23 protein-coding genes and 1 pseudogene are annotated in these 21616 nt (G+C 67.4%); 7 read left to right on the top strand and 17 right to left on the bottom strand.

The window, feature by feature from the left end:
* Window positions 1–691, top strand: a 691-nt coding sequence (locus tag DQP56_RS05685) for an ArgK/MeaB family GTPase (protein WP_112683996.1), incomplete at its 5' end; no start/stop codon positions are given.
* Window positions 692–695: 4 nt separating this feature from the next.
* On the opposite strand, the gene DQP56_RS05680 is transcribed toward DQP56_RS05685, so the two are convergent.
* From DQP56_RS05680 to DQP56_RS05670, 3 genes are all read right to left on the bottom strand, one after another.
* Complete coding sequence (locus DQP56_RS05680) at window positions 696–1766, bottom strand: NAD(P)H-dependent amine dehydrogenase family protein (protein WP_112683984.1); 1071 nt, start codon at window positions 1764–1766, stop codon at window positions 696–698.
* 19 nt (window positions 1767–1785) lie between these two features.
* A complete protein-coding gene (locus DQP56_RS05675; protein WP_112683983.1) occupies window positions 1786–3243 on the bottom strand; it encodes an aldehyde dehydrogenase family protein in 1458 nt (485 codons plus the stop codon).
* A 159-nt stretch (window positions 3244–3402) separates the two neighbouring features.
* Window positions 3403–4056 (bottom strand): TetR/AcrR family transcriptional regulator, encoded by a 654-nt coding sequence (locus tag DQP56_RS05670; RefSeq protein WP_112683995.1) that lies wholly within the window; start codon window positions 4054–4056, stop codon window positions 3403–3405.
* Window positions 4057–4275: 219 nt separating this feature from the next.
* Between DQP56_RS05670 and DQP56_RS05665 the strand changes: the two genes are divergently transcribed.
* On the top strand, window positions 4276–5448 hold the full coding sequence (locus DQP56_RS05665; protein ID WP_083037651.1) for an acyl-CoA dehydrogenase family protein: 1173 nt from the start codon (window positions 4276–4278) through the stop codon (window positions 5446–5448).
* A 69-nt stretch (window positions 5449–5517) separates the two neighbouring features.
* Here DQP56_RS05665 and DQP56_RS05660 read toward each other — a convergent pair whose 3' ends face one another.
* From DQP56_RS05660 to DQP56_RS05630, 7 genes are read right to left on the bottom strand one after another with little or no spacing between them, the layout of a single operon-like run.
* The gene (locus DQP56_RS05660; RefSeq protein ID WP_165824909.1) at window positions 5518–6324 is read right to left on the bottom strand and encodes an acyl-CoA dehydrogenase family protein; all 807 of its coding nucleotides are present in this window, start codon (window positions 6322–6324) and stop codon (window positions 5518–5520) included.
* 2 nt (window positions 6325–6326) lie between these two features.
* Window positions 6327–7448: an acyl-CoA dehydrogenase family protein gene (locus DQP56_RS05655; RefSeq protein WP_112683982.1), complete on the bottom strand. Its 1122-nt coding sequence runs from the start codon at window positions 7446–7448 to the stop codon at window positions 6327–6329.
* The gene (locus DQP56_RS05650; RefSeq protein WP_013830431.1) at window positions 7445–7867 is read right to left on the bottom strand and encodes a nuclear transport factor 2 family protein; all 423 of its coding nucleotides are present in this window, start codon (window positions 7865–7867) and stop codon (window positions 7445–7447) included. Before DQP56_RS05650 ends, DQP56_RS05655 begins: the two co-directional genes overlap by 4 nt.
* On the bottom strand, window positions 7851–9077 hold the full coding sequence (locus DQP56_RS05645; RefSeq protein WP_112683981.1) for a metal-dependent hydrolase family protein: 1227 nt from the start codon (window positions 9075–9077) through the stop codon (window positions 7851–7853). The genes DQP56_RS05650 and DQP56_RS05645 overlap by 17 nt, the downstream gene beginning before the upstream one ends.
* Before the next feature lie 2 nt (window positions 9078–9079).
* Window positions 9080–9403, bottom strand: coding sequence for a hypothetical protein (locus DQP56_RS05640; protein WP_013830429.1), 324 nt, complete (start codon window positions 9401–9403; stop codon window positions 9080–9082).
* Complete coding sequence (locus DQP56_RS05635; protein ID WP_112683980.1) at window positions 9387–10676, bottom strand: aromatic ring-hydroxylating oxygenase subunit alpha; 1290 nt, start codon at window positions 10674–10676, stop codon at window positions 9387–9389. Before DQP56_RS05635 ends, DQP56_RS05640 begins: the two co-directional genes overlap by 17 nt.
* Window positions 10677–10681: 5 nt before the next feature.
* Complete coding sequence (locus DQP56_RS05630) at window positions 10682–11227, bottom strand: carboxymuconolactone decarboxylase family protein (protein WP_112683993.1); 546 nt, start codon at window positions 11225–11227, stop codon at window positions 10682–10684.
* A gap of 268 nt (window positions 11228–11495) precedes the next feature.
* Here DQP56_RS05630 and DQP56_RS05625 point away from each other — a divergent pair, with 268 nt between their 5' ends.
* The 4 genes from DQP56_RS05625 to DQP56_RS05610 all read left to right on the top strand — a co-directional run bounded on the left by DQP56_RS05625 (window position 11496) and on the right by DQP56_RS05610 (window position 14691).
* Window positions 11496–12776, top strand: coding sequence for an amidohydrolase family protein (locus DQP56_RS05625; RefSeq protein ID WP_083037584.1), 1281 nt, complete (start codon window positions 11496–11498; stop codon window positions 12774–12776).
* A gap of 105 nt (window positions 12777–12881) precedes the next feature.
* Window positions 12882–14177: a cytochrome P450 gene (locus tag DQP56_RS05620; protein WP_112683979.1), complete on the top strand. Its 1296-nt coding sequence runs from the start codon at window positions 12882–12884 to the stop codon at window positions 14175–14177.
* Window positions 14174–14383: a ferredoxin gene (locus tag DQP56_RS05615; RefSeq protein ID WP_013830424.1), complete on the top strand. Its 210-nt coding sequence runs from the start codon at window positions 14174–14176 to the stop codon at window positions 14381–14383. The genes DQP56_RS05620 and DQP56_RS05615 overlap by 4 nt, the downstream gene beginning before the upstream one ends.
* Window positions 14383–14691: a DUF1330 domain-containing protein gene (locus tag DQP56_RS05610; RefSeq protein ID WP_112683978.1), complete on the top strand. Its 309-nt coding sequence runs from the start codon at window positions 14383–14385 to the stop codon at window positions 14689–14691. Before DQP56_RS05615 ends, DQP56_RS05610 begins: the two co-directional genes overlap by 1 nt.
* On the opposite strand, the gene DQP56_RS05605 is transcribed toward DQP56_RS05610, so the two are convergent.
* The 7 genes and pseudogenes from DQP56_RS05605 to DQP56_RS05575 all read right to left on the bottom strand — a co-directional run bounded on the left by DQP56_RS05605 (window position 14688) and on the right by DQP56_RS05575 (window position 21116).
* Window positions 14688–14897: a ferredoxin gene (locus DQP56_RS05605; RefSeq protein ID WP_083037587.1), complete on the bottom strand. Its 210-nt coding sequence runs from the start codon at window positions 14895–14897 to the stop codon at window positions 14688–14690. The genes DQP56_RS05610 and DQP56_RS05605 overlap by 4 nt on opposite strands.
* A gap of 12 nt (window positions 14898–14909) precedes the next feature.
* Window positions 14910–16112: a cytochrome P450 gene (locus tag DQP56_RS05600; RefSeq protein WP_112683977.1), complete on the bottom strand. Its 1203-nt coding sequence runs from the start codon at window positions 16110–16112 to the stop codon at window positions 14910–14912.
* 119 nt (window positions 16113–16231) lie between these two features.
* Window positions 16232–17050 (bottom strand): NAD(P)-dependent oxidoreductase, encoded by an 819-nt coding sequence (locus DQP56_RS05595; protein ID WP_013830420.1) that lies wholly within the window; start codon window positions 17048–17050, stop codon window positions 16232–16234.
* Window positions 17050–17928, bottom strand: coding sequence for an alpha/beta fold hydrolase (locus DQP56_RS05590; RefSeq protein ID WP_165824908.1), 879 nt, complete (start codon window positions 17926–17928; stop codon window positions 17050–17052). The genes DQP56_RS05595 and DQP56_RS05590 overlap by 1 nt, the downstream gene beginning before the upstream one ends.
* 10 nt (window positions 17929–17938) lie before the next feature.
* Window positions 17939–19615, bottom strand: a complete 1677-nt coding sequence (locus tag DQP56_RS05585; protein ID WP_112683976.1) for a thiolase C-terminal domain-containing protein — start codon at window positions 19613–19615, stop codon at window positions 17939–17941.
* A gap of 11 nt (window positions 19616–19626) precedes the next feature.
* A pseudogene (locus tag DQP56_RS05580) lies at window positions 19627–19821 on the bottom strand (ferredoxin); the annotation flags it as partial.
* The gene (locus tag DQP56_RS05575) at window positions 19818–21116 is read right to left on the bottom strand and encodes an NADH-ubiquinone oxidoreductase-F iron-sulfur binding region domain-containing protein (protein ID WP_112683975.1); all 1299 of its coding nucleotides are present in this window, start codon (window positions 21114–21116) and stop codon (window positions 19818–19820) included. The gene DQP56_RS05575 and the pseudogene DQP56_RS05580, both read right to left, overlap by 4 nt.
* 29 nt (window positions 21117–21145) lie before the next feature.
* Here DQP56_RS05575 and DQP56_RS05570 point away from each other — a divergent pair, with 29 nt between their 5' ends.
* Entirely contained in the window at window positions 21146–21616 is a 471-nt protein-coding gene (locus DQP56_RS05570) for a hypothetical protein (protein ID WP_112683974.1), read from the top strand.

Here is a 21616-nt window from a genome sequence, read left to right as displayed (position 1 = left end):
CGGGGCGTATCGCGAGCGTGACCTGCGGGTGGCGGTGCTGGCCGTCGACCCGTCCTCGCCGTTCAGCGGCGGCGCGCTGCTGGGTGATCGCATCCGGATGGCCGCGCACATCAACGATCCGGCGGTGCTGATCCGCTCGGTGGCCTCCCGCGGCCACCTGGGCGGGCTGGCCGAAGCGGTGCCGGCGGCCATCCAGTTGCTGGCCGGGCTCGGCTACGACGTGCTGCTGCTGGAGTCGGTCGGGGTGGGCCAGTCCGAGATCGAGATCGCCGCGATCGCCGCGCCGACGATCGTCGTGCTCAATCCGGGTGCCGGCGATGCGGTGCAGGCCGCCAAGGCCGGACTGCTGGAGGTGGCCGACATTGTGGTGGTCAACAAGGCCGACCGCGAAGGGGCGCAACAGACCGTACGCGACCTCCGGGTCGAGTTGAAGCACACCGGCGCACCGATTCTCACCTTAATCGCCTCGCGGGGCGAGGGCCTCGGTGAGCTGGTCGACACCATCGAGGCCCACCACCGCACCGACAGCCGGGAGCGCCGGCTGGCGCGGGCGCGGTCACAGATCCTGTCGCTGGCACAGACCCGGCTGCGGTCCCACCCGGCGCTGGGCAGACTCGCCGAGTCGGTCGTCGACGGCAGCGACGACCCCTATTCGGCGGCGGAGCGGCTGTTGTCGCCGGAAAACGAATGAGACTTCAGGACCGCTTCCGGGCCGACCAGCGCGGCAGGTGCAGCGGCAGATCGTTGTAGGTGGCGATACCCGGCTCGGCGGCCACCACGGCCGGGATGGCGTTGATCGGCGGCATTGCGGTCATGATGTGGCCGAGCTCGAAGAAATCATCGATCGACTTCGCCGAGGCGATCAGGTCCGGCGGCGGCGTGAAGCCGACTTGCATGTTGACCGTCGGGCGGCCGTCGATAGTGATCTTCCAACCGTCGCCGTCGAGTTGCCAATCTGGTTCCAGCGTCTGGCCTTTGCGCCACCGTACGTTGATGTCGATCACGGTCTCACCGCCGGCGATGCCCCGCCAGCTGGCGAACACGCCCGCGACGTGACCGGCCGGAATGGTCCACGACGCCATCGTCAGATCCTCGGTGGTCTGGGCGTATTCGGATACACAGGTGATCTCGTCGAGCTCGACGCCGATCGCGTCGGCGACCAGCTGCACCGCCTCGGCGAACACCGCGGTGCCATTGGCGGCCATCGGTGCCAGGTCCGGGTCGTCGATGGCGGCACCGAACCCCACCGGGCGCTCGGTGTCGGGGGAGTCATACAGCGTGGTGTCGGCCGTTTCGGTGATGGTGACCTTGTCGACCCGGTCGCAGGCCGTCGCCGCCACGATGGCCAGCAGTTCGGCGAATCCGGGACTGACACCGGAACCGAACAGCGTGGCGCCGCCCTTGCGGCACGCCTCCTCGAGGCGGGCCCGATCGTCGCCGAGGTTGCGACCGGTGATGAACGACGCCGACGTCACCACGTTGACGCCCGCCGACAGGATCTCGACCAGTTCGCCGACGTTGATCCACATCGGGTTGTAGACCACGCAGTCGGGTTTCAGCGCCAGCAGCGCCGCGGCGTCGTTGGTGGCCGGGATCCCGAGCGGATCGATGCCGACCAATTCGCCCGCGTCGCGGCCGACCTTGTCGTCGGACCATGCGAAGAGTCCGACGAGTTCGTAATCGGGATTGGCGGCGATCGCCCGGACGGAACTCTTGCCGACGTTGCCCGTCGTCCACTGGACGATCCGATAGGGGACGGTCGCCATATGTATCACCTTGTCTTGCCTACATCTGCGCCCAGACGACCTTCGTCTGGAGATAGGTCTCGATACCGGCCTTGCCCGACTCGTAGCCCCAGCCGGATTGCTTGTACCCGCCGAACGGCATCGAGTGGTCGAACTGCATCTGGCAGTTCAACCCCACCGTTCCGGCCTTGAGACGCTTGGCCAGCCGGTGGGCCCGGCCCAGGTTGGACGTCCACGCGGTAGCGGCCAACCCGTAGGTGCTGTTGTTGGCCAGCGCGATCGCCTCGTCGTCGTCGTCGAACGGCAGGATCGTGACCACCGGCCCGAAGATCTCCTCCTGGAACAGCCGGCTGGAGTCGGGGTCGACGTCGGTGACGACGGTGGGGTGCACGAAGTAGCCCTTGCGGTCGAGCCGGTGTCCACCGGTGACGAGCTCGGCACCGTCGGACCTGCCTTGCTCCAGGTAGCCGAGCACCCGGGTGAGCTGCTTCTGGCTGATCAGTGGTCCGATCATGACGCCGTCGTCTTTGGGGCCGCCGAGCTGCATGCTGTTGGCCATGTTGGCGACGCCCTCCACGACCCGCTCGTAAACGCCGCGCTGGGCGAAGATGCGCGAGCCGCACACGCACGCCTGCCCGGAGTGCACGAACGTGCCGAACGAGGCCATGGTGATGGCCATGTCGAGATCGGCGTCGTCGTAGATGAGCACCGGCGACTTGCCGCCGAGTTCCAACGTCACCTTATTGAGATTGCTTGCGGCCGAGGCCCGTACGATCTCCCGGCCGACTTCGGTGGAGCCGGTGAACGCGACCTTGTCCACGTCGGGATGCGCGGTGATGGCCGCACCGGCGGTGTGCCCGTAGCCCAGCACCATGTTGACCACGCCGTCGGGCACCCCGGCCTCGGACAGGATCCGGTCCAGCACCAGTGCCGAGAGCGGGGTCTCCTCGGCGGGCTTGACGACACTGCTGCAACCGGCGGCCAGCGACGGGGCCAGCTTGGCGCAGAAGTTGAAGACCGGGCCGTTCCACGGGAAGATCAGCCCGACCACGTCATAGGGCTCGCGCAGCGTGTAGACGTGCTGATGGGATTCGATGCCGGTCAGGCCGCCGGTGTTCACGTCGCGTGCGATGCCGTCGATCTTGGTGCACCAGCCGGCGTAGTAGCGGAACCACTCCGAGCCGACCTTGGTGATGATGGCGGCCTGGGCGGCGGGGATGCCCGCATTGACGGACTCGAGTTCGGCGAGGATCTCGGCGTTCTCGTCGATCAGGTCGGCGATCCGCCACAGCACCCGGGCCCGATCGTAGTCGGCCAGCTTCGACCAGACCCCGGACTCGGCGGTGGCCTTGGCGCGGGCGACGGCGTCGTTGACGGCTTCGGGTCCGCAGTCGGTGAACTCGGTGAGCTGCTCTTCGGTGGCCGGATCGATGATCGGGATCACGTCACCGGTGCCGGGCACCTTCCGGATGTCGTCCAACACCGTCTGCACCGACATCGGTAATCCTCTTCTCGCATGCGGATAATTGGGTTCGCAGCATGAGGCTATGCGCTTCACGAGGGGAAGTCCAGGGTTCCGGAATAGCCGGAGCCGCAGCGGAGCGCTCCGCTCGCGCTCGGCGATCAGCGGGCGGACGAACCGGGTCGAGCGCGGCGGTCAGCTGCGCGCGAAGCCGTTCGCGCAGAAGTCCCACACCTCGTCGGCGGTCAGCGGTTTGACCGCCGGATCGGCTGAGGCCGGGCTGGATTGGGCGTTGAACATGACCGTCTGCATGATCATCGCCGCCACCCGTTTGGGGTTGGAGCCGGCGCGCAGCCGCCCGGCGGCGGCCGCGTCTTCGGTCAGCTCGGTGAGCAATGCCAACAGCGGGGTGTGGGCGACCTTGACCTCGGCGGGGTGGGTCAGCAGCAGGCTCGGGGCGAAGTCGGTGAACAGCGGCCGTTTGGCCGCCGGGTCCGGCCGCGACGACTCGAACAGCAACTCCACCGCGACTTTGAGGCGTTCGAGCGGATCGGTGTAGTTGGCCGCCGCGGCGCGGATCTGTTCGGCCGCGCGGCTCAGGGCGTCCTCGAACAGTGCCAGCAGCAGCTCGTGCTTGCCGTCGAACTGCAGGTAGAAGCTGCGCAGCGATTGCCGCGAGCGGTCGACGACCTCCTGGACGGTGAAGTCGGTGCTGCCCTTCTCGATGATGATCGACTGGGCCGCGTCCAAGAACCGCTGGACGCGTTGCGCCGCGCGAATTTTCGCTGTCTTGATGGAGCGTTCGACCGCGCGCTGCTTCCAGGCGGGTTCTTCGCTCGGGCTGGTCACCGCCACTCCGGGCGGGTGTGCGGTAGGCGAGGCACAGCGCAACTGTACTGGACGGTAACCAGCCGGCGTCGCGCCACACCGGATCGGGGCTGACGATTCTGAGATCGCAACTTCTCCATTCGAGAATGATATTCTCATCGCTGCGTCTATGGAAGCGGACTCGCAACATCCGAGCCGGTCCGGATGGAGAGCCCGAGACGCCCGAGCCGAGGAGTGTCGGTGCAGCTGGCCTTTGATTCCGACGTCGAGAATTTCCGGGCGGAGTTCTCGGCGTTCCTCGACGAACATCTACCCACCGACGCCGAGGCGCTCGAGCGGTCTCGGTCGTGCTCCCACGTCCCGGACTGGGCACGGCGCTGGCAGCGACTGCTGTTCGACAACGGCTGGCTGCTGCCCGGCAACCCGCCGGAGTACGGCGGCCGCAACGCCACGATCCTGCAGCAGTACGTGCACTCCGAGGAGTTGTCACGCCGGCGGATCTACCCCAGCTTCAATCCGCAAGGGGTCGGCATCATCGCGGCGTCGCTGCTCTCATTCGGCACCGATGAGCAGAAGCGGCGGTGGGCCGTCCCGATCCTGCGTGCCGAGATCACGGCGTCGCTGGGCATGAGCGAGCCGGGCGCGGGCTCGGACCTGGCCGGATTGCAGACCCGCGCGGTACTGGACGGCGACCATTTCGTGGTCAACGGCCAGAAGGTATGGACGTCGGGCGCCCACGACGCCGACGTGCTGTTGACCTTCGTACGGACCGACCCGGACGCCCCCAAACACAAGGGCATCAGTGTCTTGCTGATCCCGACCGATACCCCCGGGGTGGTGCGGCGGCCGTTCGCGTCGGCGTGTGACCACGACGACGTCGACTTCAACGAGGTGTTCTTCACCGACGTGGTGGTTCCCGCCGAGAACCTGGTCGGTCCGCTCAACGGCGGCTGGGGGGTGGCCAACGGCTCGCTCGGGCATGAACGGACGCTGCTGTGGATGAGCTTCGCCGATCGGTTGCGCGACCTGATCCACGACTTCCGGCCGGCCGGGGCGCTGAACCGCGACCGTTTCGCGACCTTGCTGATGGATCACCAGGCGTTGCAGCTGCTCGGCTCGGTGGCCCTGGCCCAGGCGGCGCGCGGCGAACAGGACGTCCCTGCGCTGTCGGTGCTGAAGCTGCTGGGCTCCGAGGCGGTGCAGACCGCGGCCGAGCACGCGCTCGACGCGGCCGGCAGCGGCGGCCTGGCACACCCGGGCAGTTCCGGCACCTACATGCCGATGAACGAGGACTACGCGACCGCCGGCTGGTTCGATCGCTACCTGCGCAGCTTCTCGGGGACCATCGCCGGTGGCACGTCGGAGATCCAGCGCAACATCATCGCGCAACGAGTGCTGGGCCTGCCGCGGTAAATAGCGCGAGCAGACGCTAAAGCCCCCTAAAACGCGTGGATTTGGGGGCTTTGGCGTCTGCTCGGCGGTCTAAAGCTGCGCCAGCCGGGGCGCCGAGCCGCGGGCCCGCAGGCCGCCGCCGACCCGGCGCGTCAGTTCCCGGGAGCCGCCGAGCAATCCGTCGAGCACCAGCACCCGCTCGACGTGACGATGCAGGTCGTGCTCGGCGGTGAACCCGATACCGCCCAGCACCTGCTGGCAGTGCTTGGCCGCGGTCAGTGCGGCCTTGCCCGCGGCGGCCTTGGCCAGCATGGAGGACAGGTCCGGGCTTTCCGCGGTCAGCGCCGCCAGCGTCGCCTCGGCGCCCTCAATGGCCACCAGGGTCTCGGCGAGCCGGTGCCGAACGGCCTGGAAGGACGCGATCGGCTTACCGAACTGCACCCGGTCCAGGGCGTGTTGGCGGGCCAGGGCGAGCATTGCGCGCGCCGAGCCGATCAGCCACCAGCACACCGCGCGCCGCGCCTCGCCGAGTCGCATCAGCTCGCCGTCGGGCACTTCTCGCAGCGGAAGCCCACCGAGGGCGGCGGTATCGCCCTCGTGCCGGCCGCGTTCCCAGATCACCCAGCGGCCACCGGCATAGGGCATCGGCGGCGTGCCGCCGGGCAGGCCACCGATGGTCTCCAGGATCACGTCGTTGAGCACCGATGCATGTGAACCCGTCTCGCCGAGCAGTCGGAACACCAGCGGTATGGCCAGATCCGGGTTCTCGGAGAGCATTTCCGCCCAACCGAGCTCGGCCAGGGCCCCGTCCAGCTCCACGCCGGAACATCCCAGCATGGTCTTGCGGAGGGTGCCCTCCAGCAGGGCCAGTGATGCCGCGTCGATCTCGCCGGACATCATCACTCCTTCCCGAGGTCGAGCAGGCGGCGGGCGATGATGTTGCGTTGCACCTCGGCGGTCCCCCCGTAGATCGTGGCGGCCCTGGAGTACAGGTACTCGGTACGCCATTCGCCCTCGGCCAGCTCGATCGTGCCCGGCAGCAACTCGCGGGCGGTGTCGTAGAGCAGTTGTTCGGCGGCGGCCAGCAGCACCTTGTCGATCGAGGTCTCCGCGCCCAGCCGATGGCCGTCGGCCAGCCGGTGCTGGGTGGCCCGGGAGCGGCAACGCAAGGTGTGCAGTGCCAGATACACCGCGCCCAGGTCGTTGTCGATCTCGGCGCCCTGGCGCTTCACCGCGGCGATCAGTGCGTCGAAGCGCGAGTACAGGTAGGCGATGCGCTGCCAGAAGCAGGTGGACCGCTCATAGGGCAGCAGGTCCATGGCGAGTTGCCACCCGTCGCCGGGCTTGCCGAGCATCCGCGAGCCGTCGACGACCACATCGTCGAAATACACCTCGCAGAACTCGTCGACGCCGTGCATGGTCCGCAGCGGCCGCACCTCGATTCCGGGGCTGTCGATGTCGACGAAGAACGCCGTGATCGCCTGGTGGTTGGGCGTATCCGCGTCGCCGGTACGCGTCAGCAGAATGCACCGCTGCGAGTGCTGGGCGAAGCTGGTCCAGACCTTTTGCCCGTTGATCACCCACTGGTCGCCGCGCGGGGCGGCCCGGGTGGTCAGCGAGGCCAGGTCGCTACCCGAGCCCGGCTCGGAAAAGCCTTGGCACCACTGCTCGTCGCCGCGCAACAGTCTGGGGACCATCTCGGCAGCGAGCTCGGGCCGGGCGTAGTCGATCATCGTCGGTGTGAGCACCTCGAGCATGGAGTACGGTCCCGGCTCCGCCAATCGGCGACCGACGACCTCTTCACCGACGATGGCCCGCAGCACGTCCGGGCCGCCGAGGCCGCCGGCGCGCTCGGGCCAGCCGTAACGGCCCCACCCGGCCTCGTAGAGCGCGCTCTGGACCCGGGCGAACTGCCGCATGTGCGCTTCCAGCGAGTCGTCCTCGGACGGCGCCAGATCATTGGCGTCGAGCCAGGCGCGTAGTTGGGTGCGGAACTCGGTGGGATCGTGCAGTGCACTCATCCCGCTTCGGGCCTGCCCACGGCGTGCGGCCGTCCCGCATCATGGGCGCCGCTGCGCCGGATGAACGTCATCTTGCGGGTCCGGAGCCGCCAGCCGTCGGCGGTGCGCACGTAGGTGTCGTTGTAGTAGCCGATGCGCATGTCGTGGCTGGCGTGGTCGATGAAGCACAGCGGTTGGGTGCCGGTCGCGGTGTCGCCGTCCAGTTCGATCGCCGGGGTGCCGGTCATGAACAAGCCTTTGGGGGCGGCATCGACCAGCACTGGAAACCGGTCCAGCGAGTAGGTTTCGCCGAACGCGCTGTAGGTGCCGTCGGGCGTGAACACCGCCACCAGCCCGTCGATGTCGCCCTGGGTGATGGTCACCGCGTAGCGCGCCAGCGTCTGCTGGATCTCGACGAGGTCGTCAGTTCTTGTTGACATACACCTGACCGCCTTTCATGACGAACTGTACGTTGCGGGTAACGGTGATGTCGGACAACGGATCTCCCGGTACCCCGATGATGTCTGCGAGTAGGCCCTCGGCCAGCCGGCCGCGGTCGGCCGCGTTGATCAGTTCGGCAGCGGTCACCGTCGCCGCCTTGAGCACGGCGGCCGGCGGCATCCCCCAGTCGACCAGGGTGACCAGTTCGTCGGCGTTGCGGCCGTGCGGGATCGCCGGTGCGTCGGTGCCGACGGCGATCTTCACCCCCGCCTCGTAGGCGGCCTTGATGGAAGTGCGTGCCTTGGGGAACATCTCGGCTGCCTTGGCCTGCAACACCGGCGGGGCTTTGGAGACGTCCATCGCCTCGGCCAACCGCCGTGTGGTGACCAGGAAGCGGTCGTGCTCGACGAGCATGGCGATCGCCTCGTCGTCCATCAGGAAGCCGTGCTCGATGCAGTCGATCCCGCACGCCACCGCGTGTTTGACCGCCTCGGCGCCGTGGGTGTGCGCGGCGACGCGCAGCCCGCGGCGGTGCGCCTCATCGACGATCACGCGCAATTCCTCGTCCGAATAATGTTGGGCGCCCGCCTCTCCGGTCAGCGACATGACGCCACCGGAACAGCACACTTTGATCAGTTGTGCACCGTGCTTGATCTGGTAGCGGACCGCCTTGCGGATCTCGTCGACACCGTTGGCGATGCCCTCCTCGACCGTCAACTCCAGCACGCCGGGCATGAATGCGGCGAACATCGTCGGATCCAGGTGGCCGCCCGTGGGCGTGATGGCATGGCCGGCCGGCACCACCCGCGGGCCTTCGATCCAGCCGGCGTCGATCGCCTTGCCCAGCGCCACGTCGAGCAGGTAGCCGCCGGTCTTGACGAACAACCCGAGGTTGCGCACCGTGGTGAAGCCGGCCCGCAGCGTGCGCCGCGCATTGCCCACCGCACGCAGTACCCGGGTCGGCGGATCGTCCTGGACCTGGGACAGGCCGGGGTTCTCACCCCGGCCGCCCATCAGCAGGTTGACCTCCATGTCCATCAGCCCGGGCAGCAGGATCAGGTCACCCAGATCCAGCACCTCGTCATCCGTACCGGAGGTCGGGGCCTCGCCGATGCCGACGATCCGATCGCCCTCGACCCGGATGACCCCGGGCCGGATGATCTCGCCGGAGTCGACGTCAAGCAGCCCGGCCGCCTTGAGCGTCAGCACCTTTAGACGACCGGTTCCTTGATGCAGTCGATCCAGGCGGCGCCGCTGTCCGGGACTCGCGGCTGCTTCCAGGCCTCGATCGGGAAGGAGACCATCACCAAAGACTGCATGAGGTGCATCAGCGAGCGTGCATCATCGGGCAGATCGTTCAGGTCGAACTTGTCCAGGTAGTTGATGGCGTCCTCGAGTCGCCCGAACGCGGCGTCGTAGAACTCCTGCATCTCGCCCATGGTGGAGGCCAGTCGCTTGGCGTAGCGCTCCGGCTCGGTCGCCAGATCCCAGTCGGCGTAGGGCTGCAGGTCAGCGAAGTCAGACGGTAGCGCCATTGGCGTGCTCCTTCTTGTATTCGGATACGTAGTCGCGGGCGGTCTTGTGCAGGTGTCGAATCAGGACCTCCTGGTCGCACAACAAGAAGTCGTCGACGACCTTCGTGCCGATCATGGTCTGGGTGGCTTCCAGGGTGTTGGCGTCCTGCAGCGCGTACTCCTTGAAAGTCACCGCGGCCAATTCCTGGGCCAGACGCTCCCGGGCATTGCGCGGCGGCACGAAGTACAGGCTCGCCTCGAAGGTGTGCTTGTCGGCAGCGGTCGGCCAGTACTGGTAGGTCAGGTACCAGCCCGGCTCCCAGATCAGAATCATGAAGTTGGGGAAGAACACGAACGAGTCGATGCCCCACTGCGGCACTCGCTTGATGTTCACCGACGGTGGCAATTCCTTGAGGTCGGCAATGAGATCCGGCTTGTCCCAAGGGCCGAACAGTCCGCTGCGCAGCGCCCGGTCCAGCGGCTTGACCATGTTGAGGTCGGCCGGCGGCGACTGACCGCCCCACGTTGATTGCAGGCTGTGTGGTCCGGCCAGCTCGTAGTGCAGCGCTTCGTAGCCGAATTTCTGGATCTTGGCGGCTTCTTCCTTGGTGTACTGGCCCTGGTGCAGGATCGGCGCGTGGTAGAACTCCACGAACGCGTCGAGGAACAACTTCCAGTTGCTGCCGATCTCGGACTTGTAGGAGTAGACCTCGGTCATCTCGGCAAACGGGTAGCCCTCCAGGCCCTTGGCCAGCGATCCGAGGTATTCGTTGAGCGGGCCGGCGTCGTCGTCGAAGTTGACGAAGATAAAACCTTCCCACACCTCGCAGCGCACCGGCACCAGGCCGTACTGGCTCTTGTCGACGTCGAAGAACTCGCCCTCCTGCTGGATGAACGTCAGGTCGCCGTCGAGGCTGTAGCGCCACGCGTGGTACTTGCAGGTGAACTGGCGGCAGGTGCCCTCGGTCTCCTCGTTCGGGAAGTCGTTCCACACCAACTTGTTACCGCGGTGGCGGCAGATGTTGTGGAACGCCCGGACCACGCCGTCCTTGCCCTTGACGATGATGATCGAAGTGCCCTTGCACACCGAGGGCAGTTCCCGGGTGAAGTAGCTGCCGGTCTTGGGCAGCCGCTCGACTCGGCCGACTTGTAGCCAGGTGCGCTTGAAGATCGCCTCCTGCTCGTCGGCGAAATGCGCCGGATCGAACGAGTCGGTGTAATCGACCGGCTCAGTGCCGAGCTCGGGATAGGCCTGCGTCCAGCTACCGGCTGCCGGCTTGGGGAAATGTGCCACGGAAATTACCTCCCTGATTCGGGTTCTTCATCGAGTTCAACGCCAAAAGTGTTGAAGGCCATGGCCAGCATGCTGTAGCAGCCGACCGTGAAGACGAGTTCCATCAGCTGGTGCTCGTCCAGGTGCTGGGTGAGGATCGCCTCGGTGGCGGGGGAGAGCCGGGAATCCTCGTCGAGTTCGTCGGCGGCGGTGAGCACCGCCTGATGCAACTCGTCGCCCGCCGCGCCGTGTTGCAGGTCTTCGATGTCGGCGTCCGTAAGCCCGGCCTCTTTGCCGATCGTGATGTGGTGGACCCACTCGTATTCGCAGCCGCGGCGGTGGGCGGTCCGCAGGATGGCGAGCTCGCGCAGCTTGTCGGGCAGCGTTCCGCGGTAGAGCAGTTCGACGTTGAACTTCAGGAATGCCCGGGCCAGTTTCGGGTGATGGACCAGCATGGTCATCGCGGAGCCGGCGTCGCGCGGGTTGCGCCGATCGGCGGTCAGCACCTGAGCGAGCGCACGCTGGACCGCCTCATCGTCCCACTGGGACTGCGACAGCGGGGCCAGCCGCATCTGCTCCTCCTCGCTAGTGAGAATCACATTCTCATATTTGACCAATAGATTTCCATGTTTCTCGCGATTGGTCAACACTCGGCTGTCGCCGCTGGCAGGGCGGTCGGGCCGGGCGCGTTCCTGGGTCGTGCCGCCGCGCCCGACAGCGCCCGGCCCGCCCGCCGGCCAGAAGGTTGATTCTCCGAAATGGGGAAGCTAGTTTTCATTGCAGACGTCAGAAGCGTCAGGGGACCGGCGCCGCTGCCGGACCCGGATCGGAGGCTGGGCCGTGAACAAGGACGACATGATTCTGGTCAGCGTCGATGACCACACCGTTGAACCGCCGGACATGTTCGCCAACCACCTGCCGCGCAAGTACCTCGATGACGCGCCGCGGCTGGTGCACAACGCGGACGGCTCCGATACCTGGCAGTTCCGCGATGTGGTGATCCCCAATGTCGCCCTCAACGCGGTCGCGGGACGGCCCAAGGAGGAATACGGTCTGGAGCCCCAGGGGCTCGACGAGATCCGGCCCGGTTGCTACAACGTCGACGAGCGCATCAAAGACATGAACGCCGGCGGCATCCTCGGCTCGATCTGCTTTCCGTCGTTTCCCGGTTTCGCCGGGCGGCTGTTCGCCACCGACGACCCCGACTTCTCGGTGGCACTGGTGCAGGCCTACAACGACTGGCACATCGACGAGTGGTGCGGGGCGTACCCGGGGCGCTTCATACCGATGGGGCTACCGGTGATCTGGGACGCCGAGAAGTGCGCCGCCGAGGTGCGACGGGTGTCCAAGAAGGGTGTGCACGCCCTGACGTTCAGTGAGAACCCGGCGGCCATGGGCTACCCGAGTTTTCACGATCCCTACTGGGACCCGCTGTGGAAAGCGCTGTGTGACACCGACACCGTGCTCAATGTCCACATCGGGTCGTCGGGCAAGCTGGCCATCACTGCGCCGGACGCGCCGATGGACGTGATGATCACGCTGCAGCCGATGAACATCGTGCAGGCGGCCGCGGACCTGTTGTGGTCCAAGCCGGTGAAGGACTATCCCGACCTCAAGATCGCGCTCTCCGAGGGCGGCACCGGCTGGATCCCGTACTTCTTGGAGCGGGTGGACCGCACCTACGAGATGCACTCGGTCTGGACCGGGCAGGACTTCGGCGGCAAGCTGCCCTCCGAGGTGTTCCGGGAGCACTTCTTGACGTGCTTCATCTCCGATCCGGTCGGTGTGAAGCTCCGGCACGATATCGGCATCGACAACATCGCGTGGGAGGCCGACTACCCGCACAGCGACTCGATGTGGCCAGGGGCGCCCGAAGAGCTCTGGGATGTGCTCAGCGCCAACAACGTCCCCGACGACGACATCAACAAGATGACCCACCTCAACGCCATGCGCTGGTACTCGTTCGACCCGTTCGCCCACATCCCGCGCGACCAGGCCACGGTGGGCGGGCTGCGGAAGGCCGCCGAGGGGCATGATGTCTCGATTCGTGCGCTCAGCCAGCACAAGCACGGTGAGCGCCAGGCGAATGCGCTGATGGACGCCGCGCGGTCGAACAGCTGAGCGGGGGCTTGCGTTGACGGGCACCCGCGGGTGTGAAAGTGTGTCGATCGTATTCGAGAATGGCATTCTCGGATGCGAGATCGAGGGAGTGGAGCGGGGCTCGTGATGAATCCGGATAACATCGACTTCTTTACCGACCAGGCGGTCGTCGGCGACCCCTACCCCTATCTGCACGCCCTGCGGGAGCGCTCGCCGGTCACCCGGGAGCCCCACCACGGCGTGATGATGGTGACCGGGTGGGACGAGGCGTGCGCCGTGGCCGGCAACGCCGACGTGTTCTCGTCGTGCATCGCGGTGACGGGTCCGTTCCCCGGCTTCCCGGTGCCACTCGACGGCGACCTGGGCGGCGAGACCGTGGCGGGGCTGATCGACAAGCACCGCGACGAACTGCCGTTCAGCGACCAGCTTCCGACGCTGGACCCGCCGACGCACACCAACCACCGGGCGTTGCTGATGCGCCTGCTGACCCCCAAGCGCCTCAAGGAGAACGAGGACGCGATGTGGGAGTTGGCCGACCAGGTGCTCGACGGATTTCTCGCCCCCGGCGCCGGAGAGTTCATCAACGGCTTCGCCGCCCCGTTCACCCTGCTGGTCATCGCGGACCTGCTGGGCGTCCCCGATGAAGACCGCGACGAGTTCGTCAACAACATGGGGCGCAATGTGGGCGGCGGCATCGGCAGTACCGATGCCAAGGCGCTGGCGCACAGTCCGCTGGAGTTCCTCTACGCCACCTTCGCCGACTACATCGCCGACCGTCGCCGTAATCCGCGCGGCGACGTGCTCACCGGGATGGCCGAGGCGACGTTCCCGGACGGCTCGATCCCGGACCCGATGGACGTGGCGCGGGTGGCCGCCAACGTCTACTCGGCCGGCCAGGAGACGACGGTGCGACTGCTCGGGTCCGCGTTGAAGATCCTCGGGGAGACTCCCGCGATCCAGCAGCGGCTGCGTGACGACCGGGCACTGATTCCCAACTTCATCGAGGAGGTGCTGCGCTTTGAGACCCCGGTCAAGGGTGACTTCCGGCTTTCCCGAGTCGACACCGAGGTCGGCGGGGTCGCAGTCCCGGCCGGCACGACGCTGATGGTGCTGGCTGCCGGCGCCAACCGCGACCCACGCCGCTTCAGCGACCCGGACACCTTCGATCCCGCCCGCAGCAATGCGCGCCAGCACATCACGTTCGGGCGGGGAATTCACAGCTGCCCCGGGGCGCCGCTGGCCCGGGCCGAGACCCGCATCGCGCTCGAGCGGCTGCTGGATCGAACGACCGAGATCAGCATCTCCGAAGAGCGGCACGGCCCGCCCGACGCACGACGTTTCAGCTACCTTCCGACCTACATCCTGCGTGGTCTGATCGACCTGAATCTGGAGTTCACCCCGGCCGGGGAGGGAACGCGATGAAGGCGTGGGTCGACCCGGATCGCTGTGCCGGCCATGGCATCTGCACCACGATCTGCCCCGAGGTCTTCGCCATCAACGACGACGGCTACTCCGAGGTCACCGTCGATGAGGTGCCGGCGCACCTCGAGGACGCGGTTCGTGACGCTATCAAGCAATGCCCGGAACACGCCATCGACGATGTCACCGATTCACAAGAGGAGAGCTAATGTCCAACGGGCCCAAGGGCTATGTCATTCTGACCGAGGCCATCAACGACCCGGAGGGCATGATCGCCTACGGTAAGGCCGCCCAGCCGACGATGGCAGCGGGCGGCGCGAAGATCCTGGCGGTCGACACCAAGGCCGAGGTGGTCGAAGGCGACTGGCACGGGAATCAAACCGTTGTACTGGAATTCGAGTCGGTGGACGCCGCCCGAGCCTGGTACCACTCCGAGGGCTACCAGCAGGCGGCGAAACTGCGGCAGGCCGCCGCCGACTGCAACGCCGTCATCCTCTCCGGGTTCCCGGCGCGCTAGTCGCCGTCCTCGACGATCGACAGCGCCTGCCGTGGGCACCGGCGGACCGCCTCGAGCACATCATTCTCGGTCTCCGGGGTGATGTCGGGCTGCAGGATGTGCAGGGTGTCGTCGTCATCGAGGTGGAACACGTCCGGGTTGATGCCCATGCAGATCGCGTTGGCTTCACACAGCCCGTAGTCGACGACGACTTTCCGGTTTGTCATTGGCGCCGGCACCTACCGGAGGACCCGGACCGGGACGTTCTGCCAGCCGGCGACGTTCTGCATGTGAACCCGTTGCAGGCCATCCCACTGCACCTCGTAGCGGGGCATGAAATCCAACAATCGCTCCAGCGCGATGGTGCTCTCCATCCGGGCCAGCGCCGCTCCCAGACAGCTGTGGATCCCATAGCCGAGGCCCAGGTGCTGTGCCTCGGTCTGATCCCGGTCGATGTCGAAGGTGTCGGCGTCGGTGAAGGCATCCGGGTCGCGGTTCGCCGCGGCGTTGAGCAAGAACACCGGCTTGCCCGCCGGGATGGTGCCGCCGCTGACGTGCGCCTCCTTGAGGGTGTAGCGCACGTTGTACTGCACCGGCCCCTCGTAGCGCAGCAGCTCCTCCACGGCAGCCGGCACCTTGCTGCGGTCGTCGAGCAGTTTGCGCCACTGGTCCGGGTTTCGGGCGAAGATCACCGCGGCGTTGCCGACCAGCTTGGTGACCGTCTCGGCGCCGGCGCCGCCCAATAGCGCAGCGAAACCGGTGATTTCAATATCGTCGAGCCGGCGCGGCTGACCGTCGTCGCCGGGGATCTCGGCGGCGATCAGCCTGCTGAGCATGTCGTCCTGCGGGTTGGTCCGCCGTTCCTGCACCAACCCGTAGTAGTACATCGCGGTATCGATGTTGGCCTGCATGTTGACTTCGCTGATTTCGATCTGCCCGGGTTCGTGGTGCAGCGAGATATTCATCCAATGCCGCACCTGCTGCCGGAACTCATCGGGCACCCCGACCATTCGGGTGATCACCTCGACCGGGAACGGGCCGGAGAAATCCTGCACCACATCGAAGTTATCCGGGTTCGCGGCGCCGAGGAACCGCTCGACCTGCTCGATGATGGTCGCCCGCTGCGCCTGGATCGCCCGGGGCGTGAACGCCTTGTTGAGCAGGCTGCGCATGTGCCGGTGATCCGGCGGGTCCATGAAGATGATCGACTTCTGTGGGGGTTCATCCGAGCGCACCATCGCCAGGTCGCAGCCGCGGGCTGAGGAGTAGGTCTCGAAATCCTTGAGTGCCGCCGCCACATCCTCGTGCCGGGTGAGCGCGTAGAAATCCTCCTGCTCGTCGTAATAGAGCGGGGTTTCTTCGCGCATACGCCGATAGATTTCGAACGGATCGTTGAAATACTCCTCCGAAAACGGGTCGAAGACGAGTTTCGGCTTGGTCATTGAATCCTCCTCAGCGGCGAGAACCGGCTGAAAAACGTGGTGACCGGGCGTTAGACCGTATGCCCAACTGTAAGATAAACGGGTCTACCGCGGAAGGGGATTCGGAAAGTCCGGCGTTGTCATCGCGGATGATCCATCAGCGCCAGCGCGGCGTCGGCGGCGTCGAGCACCGCGCCCGGTGTCGCCGCCGCCTGCTGTGCCAGATCGGCCACCAGGCGCACGTCCTTCTGCAACAGCGTCCCGGCCATTGCCGCCAGCCGATCCAGGGTTCCGCCGGATCCCCGGATGCTGTTGAGCGCAAAGCTGTTCGAACTGCCACGACTGACCACCTCGGCCAGCCGCTCCCGCGACACCCCCAGTTGCTCGCCCAGTGCCAGCGCGGTCGCGGCGGTGCCCAGATTGGCGGTGAACAGCAGGTTGTTGAGCAGCTTGGTCACCTGGCCCGATCCGAGTCCACCCAGATGCACGACGGGGTCGGCGTAGGTGTCGAATACCGGCCGGCACCGCTGCACCACCTCCTCGTCGCCGCCGGCCATCACCAGCAGCGTCCCGGCCTCGGCGGCCGGGCCGCCGCCACTGACCGGTGCGTCGATCAGCGAGACGCCCTGCCGGGCGCAGTGTTCGGCCAACCGGCGACAGGTGTCCGGGTGCACGGTGCTGTGAATCGCGATGACGCCGCCGCGCTGCATCCCGGCCAGCACGCCGTTCTCGCCCTGCACCACCTGCTCGACATCGGCATCGCCAACCACACACAGGCAGACCAGGTCGCTGGCATGACCGAGGTCGGCCGGCGAGTCCGCGACGCGCGCCTCGGTGTCGGCGAAGGCCTCCAGCGTGGCGGCCCGGCGTGCCCACAGCGTCGTCGAGTAGCCGCCCTCGATGATGCGTCGCGCCATCGGCGCGCCTTGGCTGCCCAGTCCGATGAAACCGACCCGCATCAACTGACCTCCGAATTCCGCGCGGCGGTCGCCACGCACTCGTCGACGAATGACAACACCGAACGGTGGTAGTCGCCCGCACTGAAGCCGAGGCTGAGATTGTGGCCGGCCTCGGGTTGGTGATTGGTGGTGAAGCCGGCTGTGGCGGTGAAGAGGGCGCGAATGTCGCGCTGTGCAGCCGCATCTGATTGCCAGATCTTCTCGTGTTCGGCGAAGGTGAAGCGCACCGGCACCCGGATCTGAGCGGCCAGCGAGGGAAAATCGTGCCGCGGCCAATCGGCCACCATGGCGGCTTCATACGGTGACCCCGGCGATGAGCTGGTGGTCCCGCGCAGTACCGCTTCGGGATACAGCGTTGCCGGCTCCCAGAGCAACTCACGCAGACCGACCGGACGCTGCCCCGGTCCAGCCGAACTCAAGGCCTGCCGTGCGGCGCCCCGGTAATGCAGTCCGGTGCCGGCCAGTTCGAGCCCGAGTAACTCGGCGCGGCGCGCGTCGACCGCCATCCGCATCGCCAGCTCGCAGCCGTTGGAGTGACCCAGGATGAACAGCCCGGCGCCTCGCGGCCGGTCGCCGAGGACGGCATCGACGGCCAGGTAGGCCAACCGGACACGCTGTTGTGGGTCGGTCACCGCCTCCGGGTACAGCGCCGAGGTGCCATAGCCCGGCCGGTCCAGTGCGATCACCGTGTAACCCAGTGCCGCACCGGTTCTCAACAGCGACAATTCGGGTTGTCCCGGGCAGTCGAAGTACAGCGAAGTGGTGCCGCCGCCGTGCAGGGCGACGACCACGGCACGCGGATCGGCAACTTCGGCCAGCAGCGCCGACATCGGTATCCCGTCGGCATTGACCGTGCGCGGCCGAATGGGGTGGCTCATCGGGCGGCCCTCACGAGTCGGCCCGCAGCAACATCACCCCGCTGGGAGTCAGCCCGCCACTGCTGGTCACCGCCACGCGGGCGCCGCTCACCTGGCGTGCACCGGCCTCGCCCCGCAACTGGGTGACCGCTTCGTGGATCAGCCCCATCCCGTGGGTGCGGCCGTGGGAGAGCTGCCCGCCGTGGGTGTTCAGCGGAAGCACCCCGTCGCGGGCGATGTTGGCCCCGCCGTCCAGGAAGCTCTTGGCCTCGCCGATGCCGCAGAAGCCCAGTGCCTCGATCCACGACAGGCAGTTGAAGCTGAACCCGTCGTAGAGCTCCGCGACGTCGACATCGGACGGGCGCAGGGTGGTCCGCGACCACAGGTGCGCGGCCTGCCCCAGCACCTGCGGCTCATGGGTCAGCGTGCTCTGGTCCCAGTCGATCGGCTCGAGGATCTGAGTGCCGACCGCCTCCACCAGTACCGGCGGCTTGGCCAGATCACGGGCCGCGTCGGCCGCGGACACGATCACCGCGACGGCGCCGTCGCACGGGACGTCGCAGTCATATAGCCCGAACGGCGTGGTGATCATCCGGGCGGACAGATAATCGTCCATGGTCAGCGGGTCGCGGTAGATCGCCGTCGGGTTCAGGGCGGCATTGGCGCGCTGGTTCAACGCGATCCAGCCCAGCGTCTCGCGGGTGGTGCCGTAGCGGTGGAAGTGCCGCTGGGCGTTCTGTGCCAGCGTGTGCGCCGCCGAGATCGCCCCGAACGGCATCTGCCAGCTCGCGGTGCGAGCGCCGCCCAGCGGGGCGACCTTGCCCTGCTTCATCAGTTCGTTGTAGGTGGCTTCCCACAGCGTCCGGAAGCACAGCACGTGCCGCGCCAGCCCGGTGGCGACCGCCAGCATGGCGGCGATCACTGATCCGCCCGGACCGAACGTCTCCATGCCGCCGTTGTGCCAGGTCGGCCGGACGCCGAGCGCCGCCTCGAGCGCGGTCACCCCGCCCTCGCCGAACGGGCCCGGTAGACCGCCGCCCGGATACGTCGACAGGCCGTCGATGTCGTCGATGCTCAGCCCGGCGTCGGCGATCGCCGCATTACAGGCCGCCACCGTCAACGACAGCGGCGGCACCAGCTGCCGGCGTCCCAGCGTCGACATGCCGATGCCGGTGAGCGCCACCTTGTCCTCGAACTTCTCGGTGGTCACCATCGGGCGCACATGCCGCGCGAAGTCCTCGGGTGCGATCTCGTCCTCGGGCAGCGGCTTGGGCGCTGCACCTGCCGGGCCGTCTGCTCCGGCCGGCACCGGCCGGAACAGCGGCAGCCACACGTCGTCGATATTTTCGAAGGCGACCTCCACCTGCTGGCCGAGCTCGAGGCCGTCTGGATCGCAATCGATGATGTTGGTGGTCAGGCGAACTCGGGGATCCTCGTTGATCGCCACCTGTGCCACCACGTACGGTGCCGGCATACCGGGCAGGCTGAACCGGTGATTGACGGTGAAGCCGGCCAGGGTGGCCCGCCCGGACAGGTCGCGCACTGCCAGGTTCTGGCTACGGCAGTGGCGGCAGACCGGTTGCGGCGGATGGACGAGGCCGGCGCAGTCCCGGCATTGCTGCATCCGCAGCACTCCGTCGGCGCCCGCGGTCCAGAAGAACTCGTTGTCCAAGGTGAGCGTCGGCAGCGGTCGTCCCGGTGCGCTCACTGGTCGTCGTCCTCGGTGATCTCGATGATGGCGTGCACCGGGCAGTCCAGCAGGGCACGCATGACGTCACGCTCATCCGCCTCGTCCACGGTGCCGTCGCCGGTCAGCGACGCATAGCCCCAGTCGTCCAGCGAGAAGTACTTCGGCGCGTGTTTGGCGCAGTAGCCGAACCCGTCGCACATCGTGCGATCCAGTCGGATCTTCATGCCGTCACCTCCTCGATCGCGTAGGGACGTTCGGCCCGGTAGGCGCCGCCGCGGCAGGTGTCGCAGCTGTCGGCAAGGTGCTCGGCCACCAATTCCGGGAACCGGGTGAGCAGGCTGGCCGCCACCGTGGTGGCACCGTCCAGCGTCCCGCAGGCGCCGCGCCCGGGCAGCACCCCGGCCCACCGCTGCAGTCGCTCGACGTCCTGCGCGGTCGCGACCCCGTCCCGCAGCGCTTCGGCCACTGCTGCCATCGCCACGGTGCCGTTGAAACACGACCCGCACTGTCCGGCGTTCTCCCGCCCGAAATAGGCCAGCACCGAGGCGGCGACCGCCACCGGGCAATCGTCGGTGAGAACGGCGACCGCCCCGCAGCCCAGGCCGCTGCCACCGGCGCGCAGGGTCTCGTGGTCCAGGGTGGCAGCCAATCCGTCGCGGTTGAGCAGGCCGGCGAAGTAACCGCCCATCAGTAGCCCGCGCACCTGGTCGAGCGGAATCCCGTGGAACTCGAGCAATTCGCGGATCTCGACACCATGCGGCAGTTCGTAGAGCACCGGGGCCAGGCCGCCACCGGTCACCGTTGCCAGGAAGGTTCCCGGCGATGACGTGGTGCCTGCTGAGCGGAACGCCGCTGCGCCGTGGCGCTGCAGGAACGGCAGATTCGCCAACGTCTCGACGTTGGAGACCAGGGTCGGGCGCTGGGCGACCCCCCGCTGGTAGGGCCGCGGCGGTTTGTCGGTCGGCTTGGCCGGACCGCCGTTGATGGCACGCACCGCTGCGGTCTCCTCGCCGGCCACATAGCCGGCGTCGACGGTGAACACGCTGACCGGCGGCCCGGCAATGGTTTCGGTGCTGATCTCGGCCAGCGCGGCCTCGATGCTGCGGGCCGCTGCCGGGTCGGAGACGTAGACGTAGGTGCGGGTGGCCGCCACGGCTGCGGCCGCCAGCCGCAAGCCGTCGAGTACCAGGTGCGGGCGATTACGCAGCAGCCAGCGGTCCTTGATCGAGGCCGGTTCCCCCTCTTCGCCGTTGGCGACGACGACGGCGTCGAGGCCGCGGCGGGCGGCGGCGGCGCGCACCGAGCGCAACTTGACCCCCAGCGGGAACCCGGCGCCACCGCGCCCGAGCAACCCGCTGCGGTCCACCTCGTCGAGGAATGCGTCGGCATCAGCCAGCGTCCGGTAGCCGCCGGCGGCGGCGTAGGCCGCGCCGTCCTCGACGCCGTTGCGCAGCAGTCGCGGCTCGCTGCCCGGCCAGGCGGCGACGGTGATGTCCGGGCTTGCCGCAGTTGTCGTCATTGCCACCTCGTTTGGTTAGGCTCGCGGTCGTGAGAACCGCGGTAGTGCGCATCGACGTCGACCCGGCCGGACAACTGACACAACAGCAGTTGAGGGCCGGGATGGCGACGTTGCGCGATCTGGTGGTGCCGGCCGGTGCCGGCCTGGTCGAGACTGACGTTGCGGCGATGCCGGCGGGGCGGCGCCACGTTCGATTGTTGATCGCCGGCACCGACGCCGACATCATCGATATCGGAATGCGATTGTGCGCCAAAGCGTTCGGTACCGAACCAGTGCCCGGCGTGGTGACCTATGTGAGCCGGGGTACCGATGACGACGCGCTCGGGGTGCTCGCGGGCCTGGGACTGACCGGCGAGATCGGCCGCACCCCGGGAGCAGACGGCCTCGACGTCGTCCATGTGACGCTGGCCGATGCCGACGTGGCGCGGGTCGGCGAGAGCCGTATCCACACCGCGCTGGAGGCGTCGCTGAACTGCGAGGTTCACATCCACATCCGTTGA

Source organism: Mycolicibacter senuensis (assembly GCF_003284925.1).
Classification (GTDB): domain Bacteria; phylum Actinomycetota; class Actinomycetes; order Mycobacteriales; family Mycobacteriaceae; genus Mycobacterium; species Mycobacterium algericum_A.
This window is presented reverse-complemented; position numbering and strand designations above follow the sequence as displayed.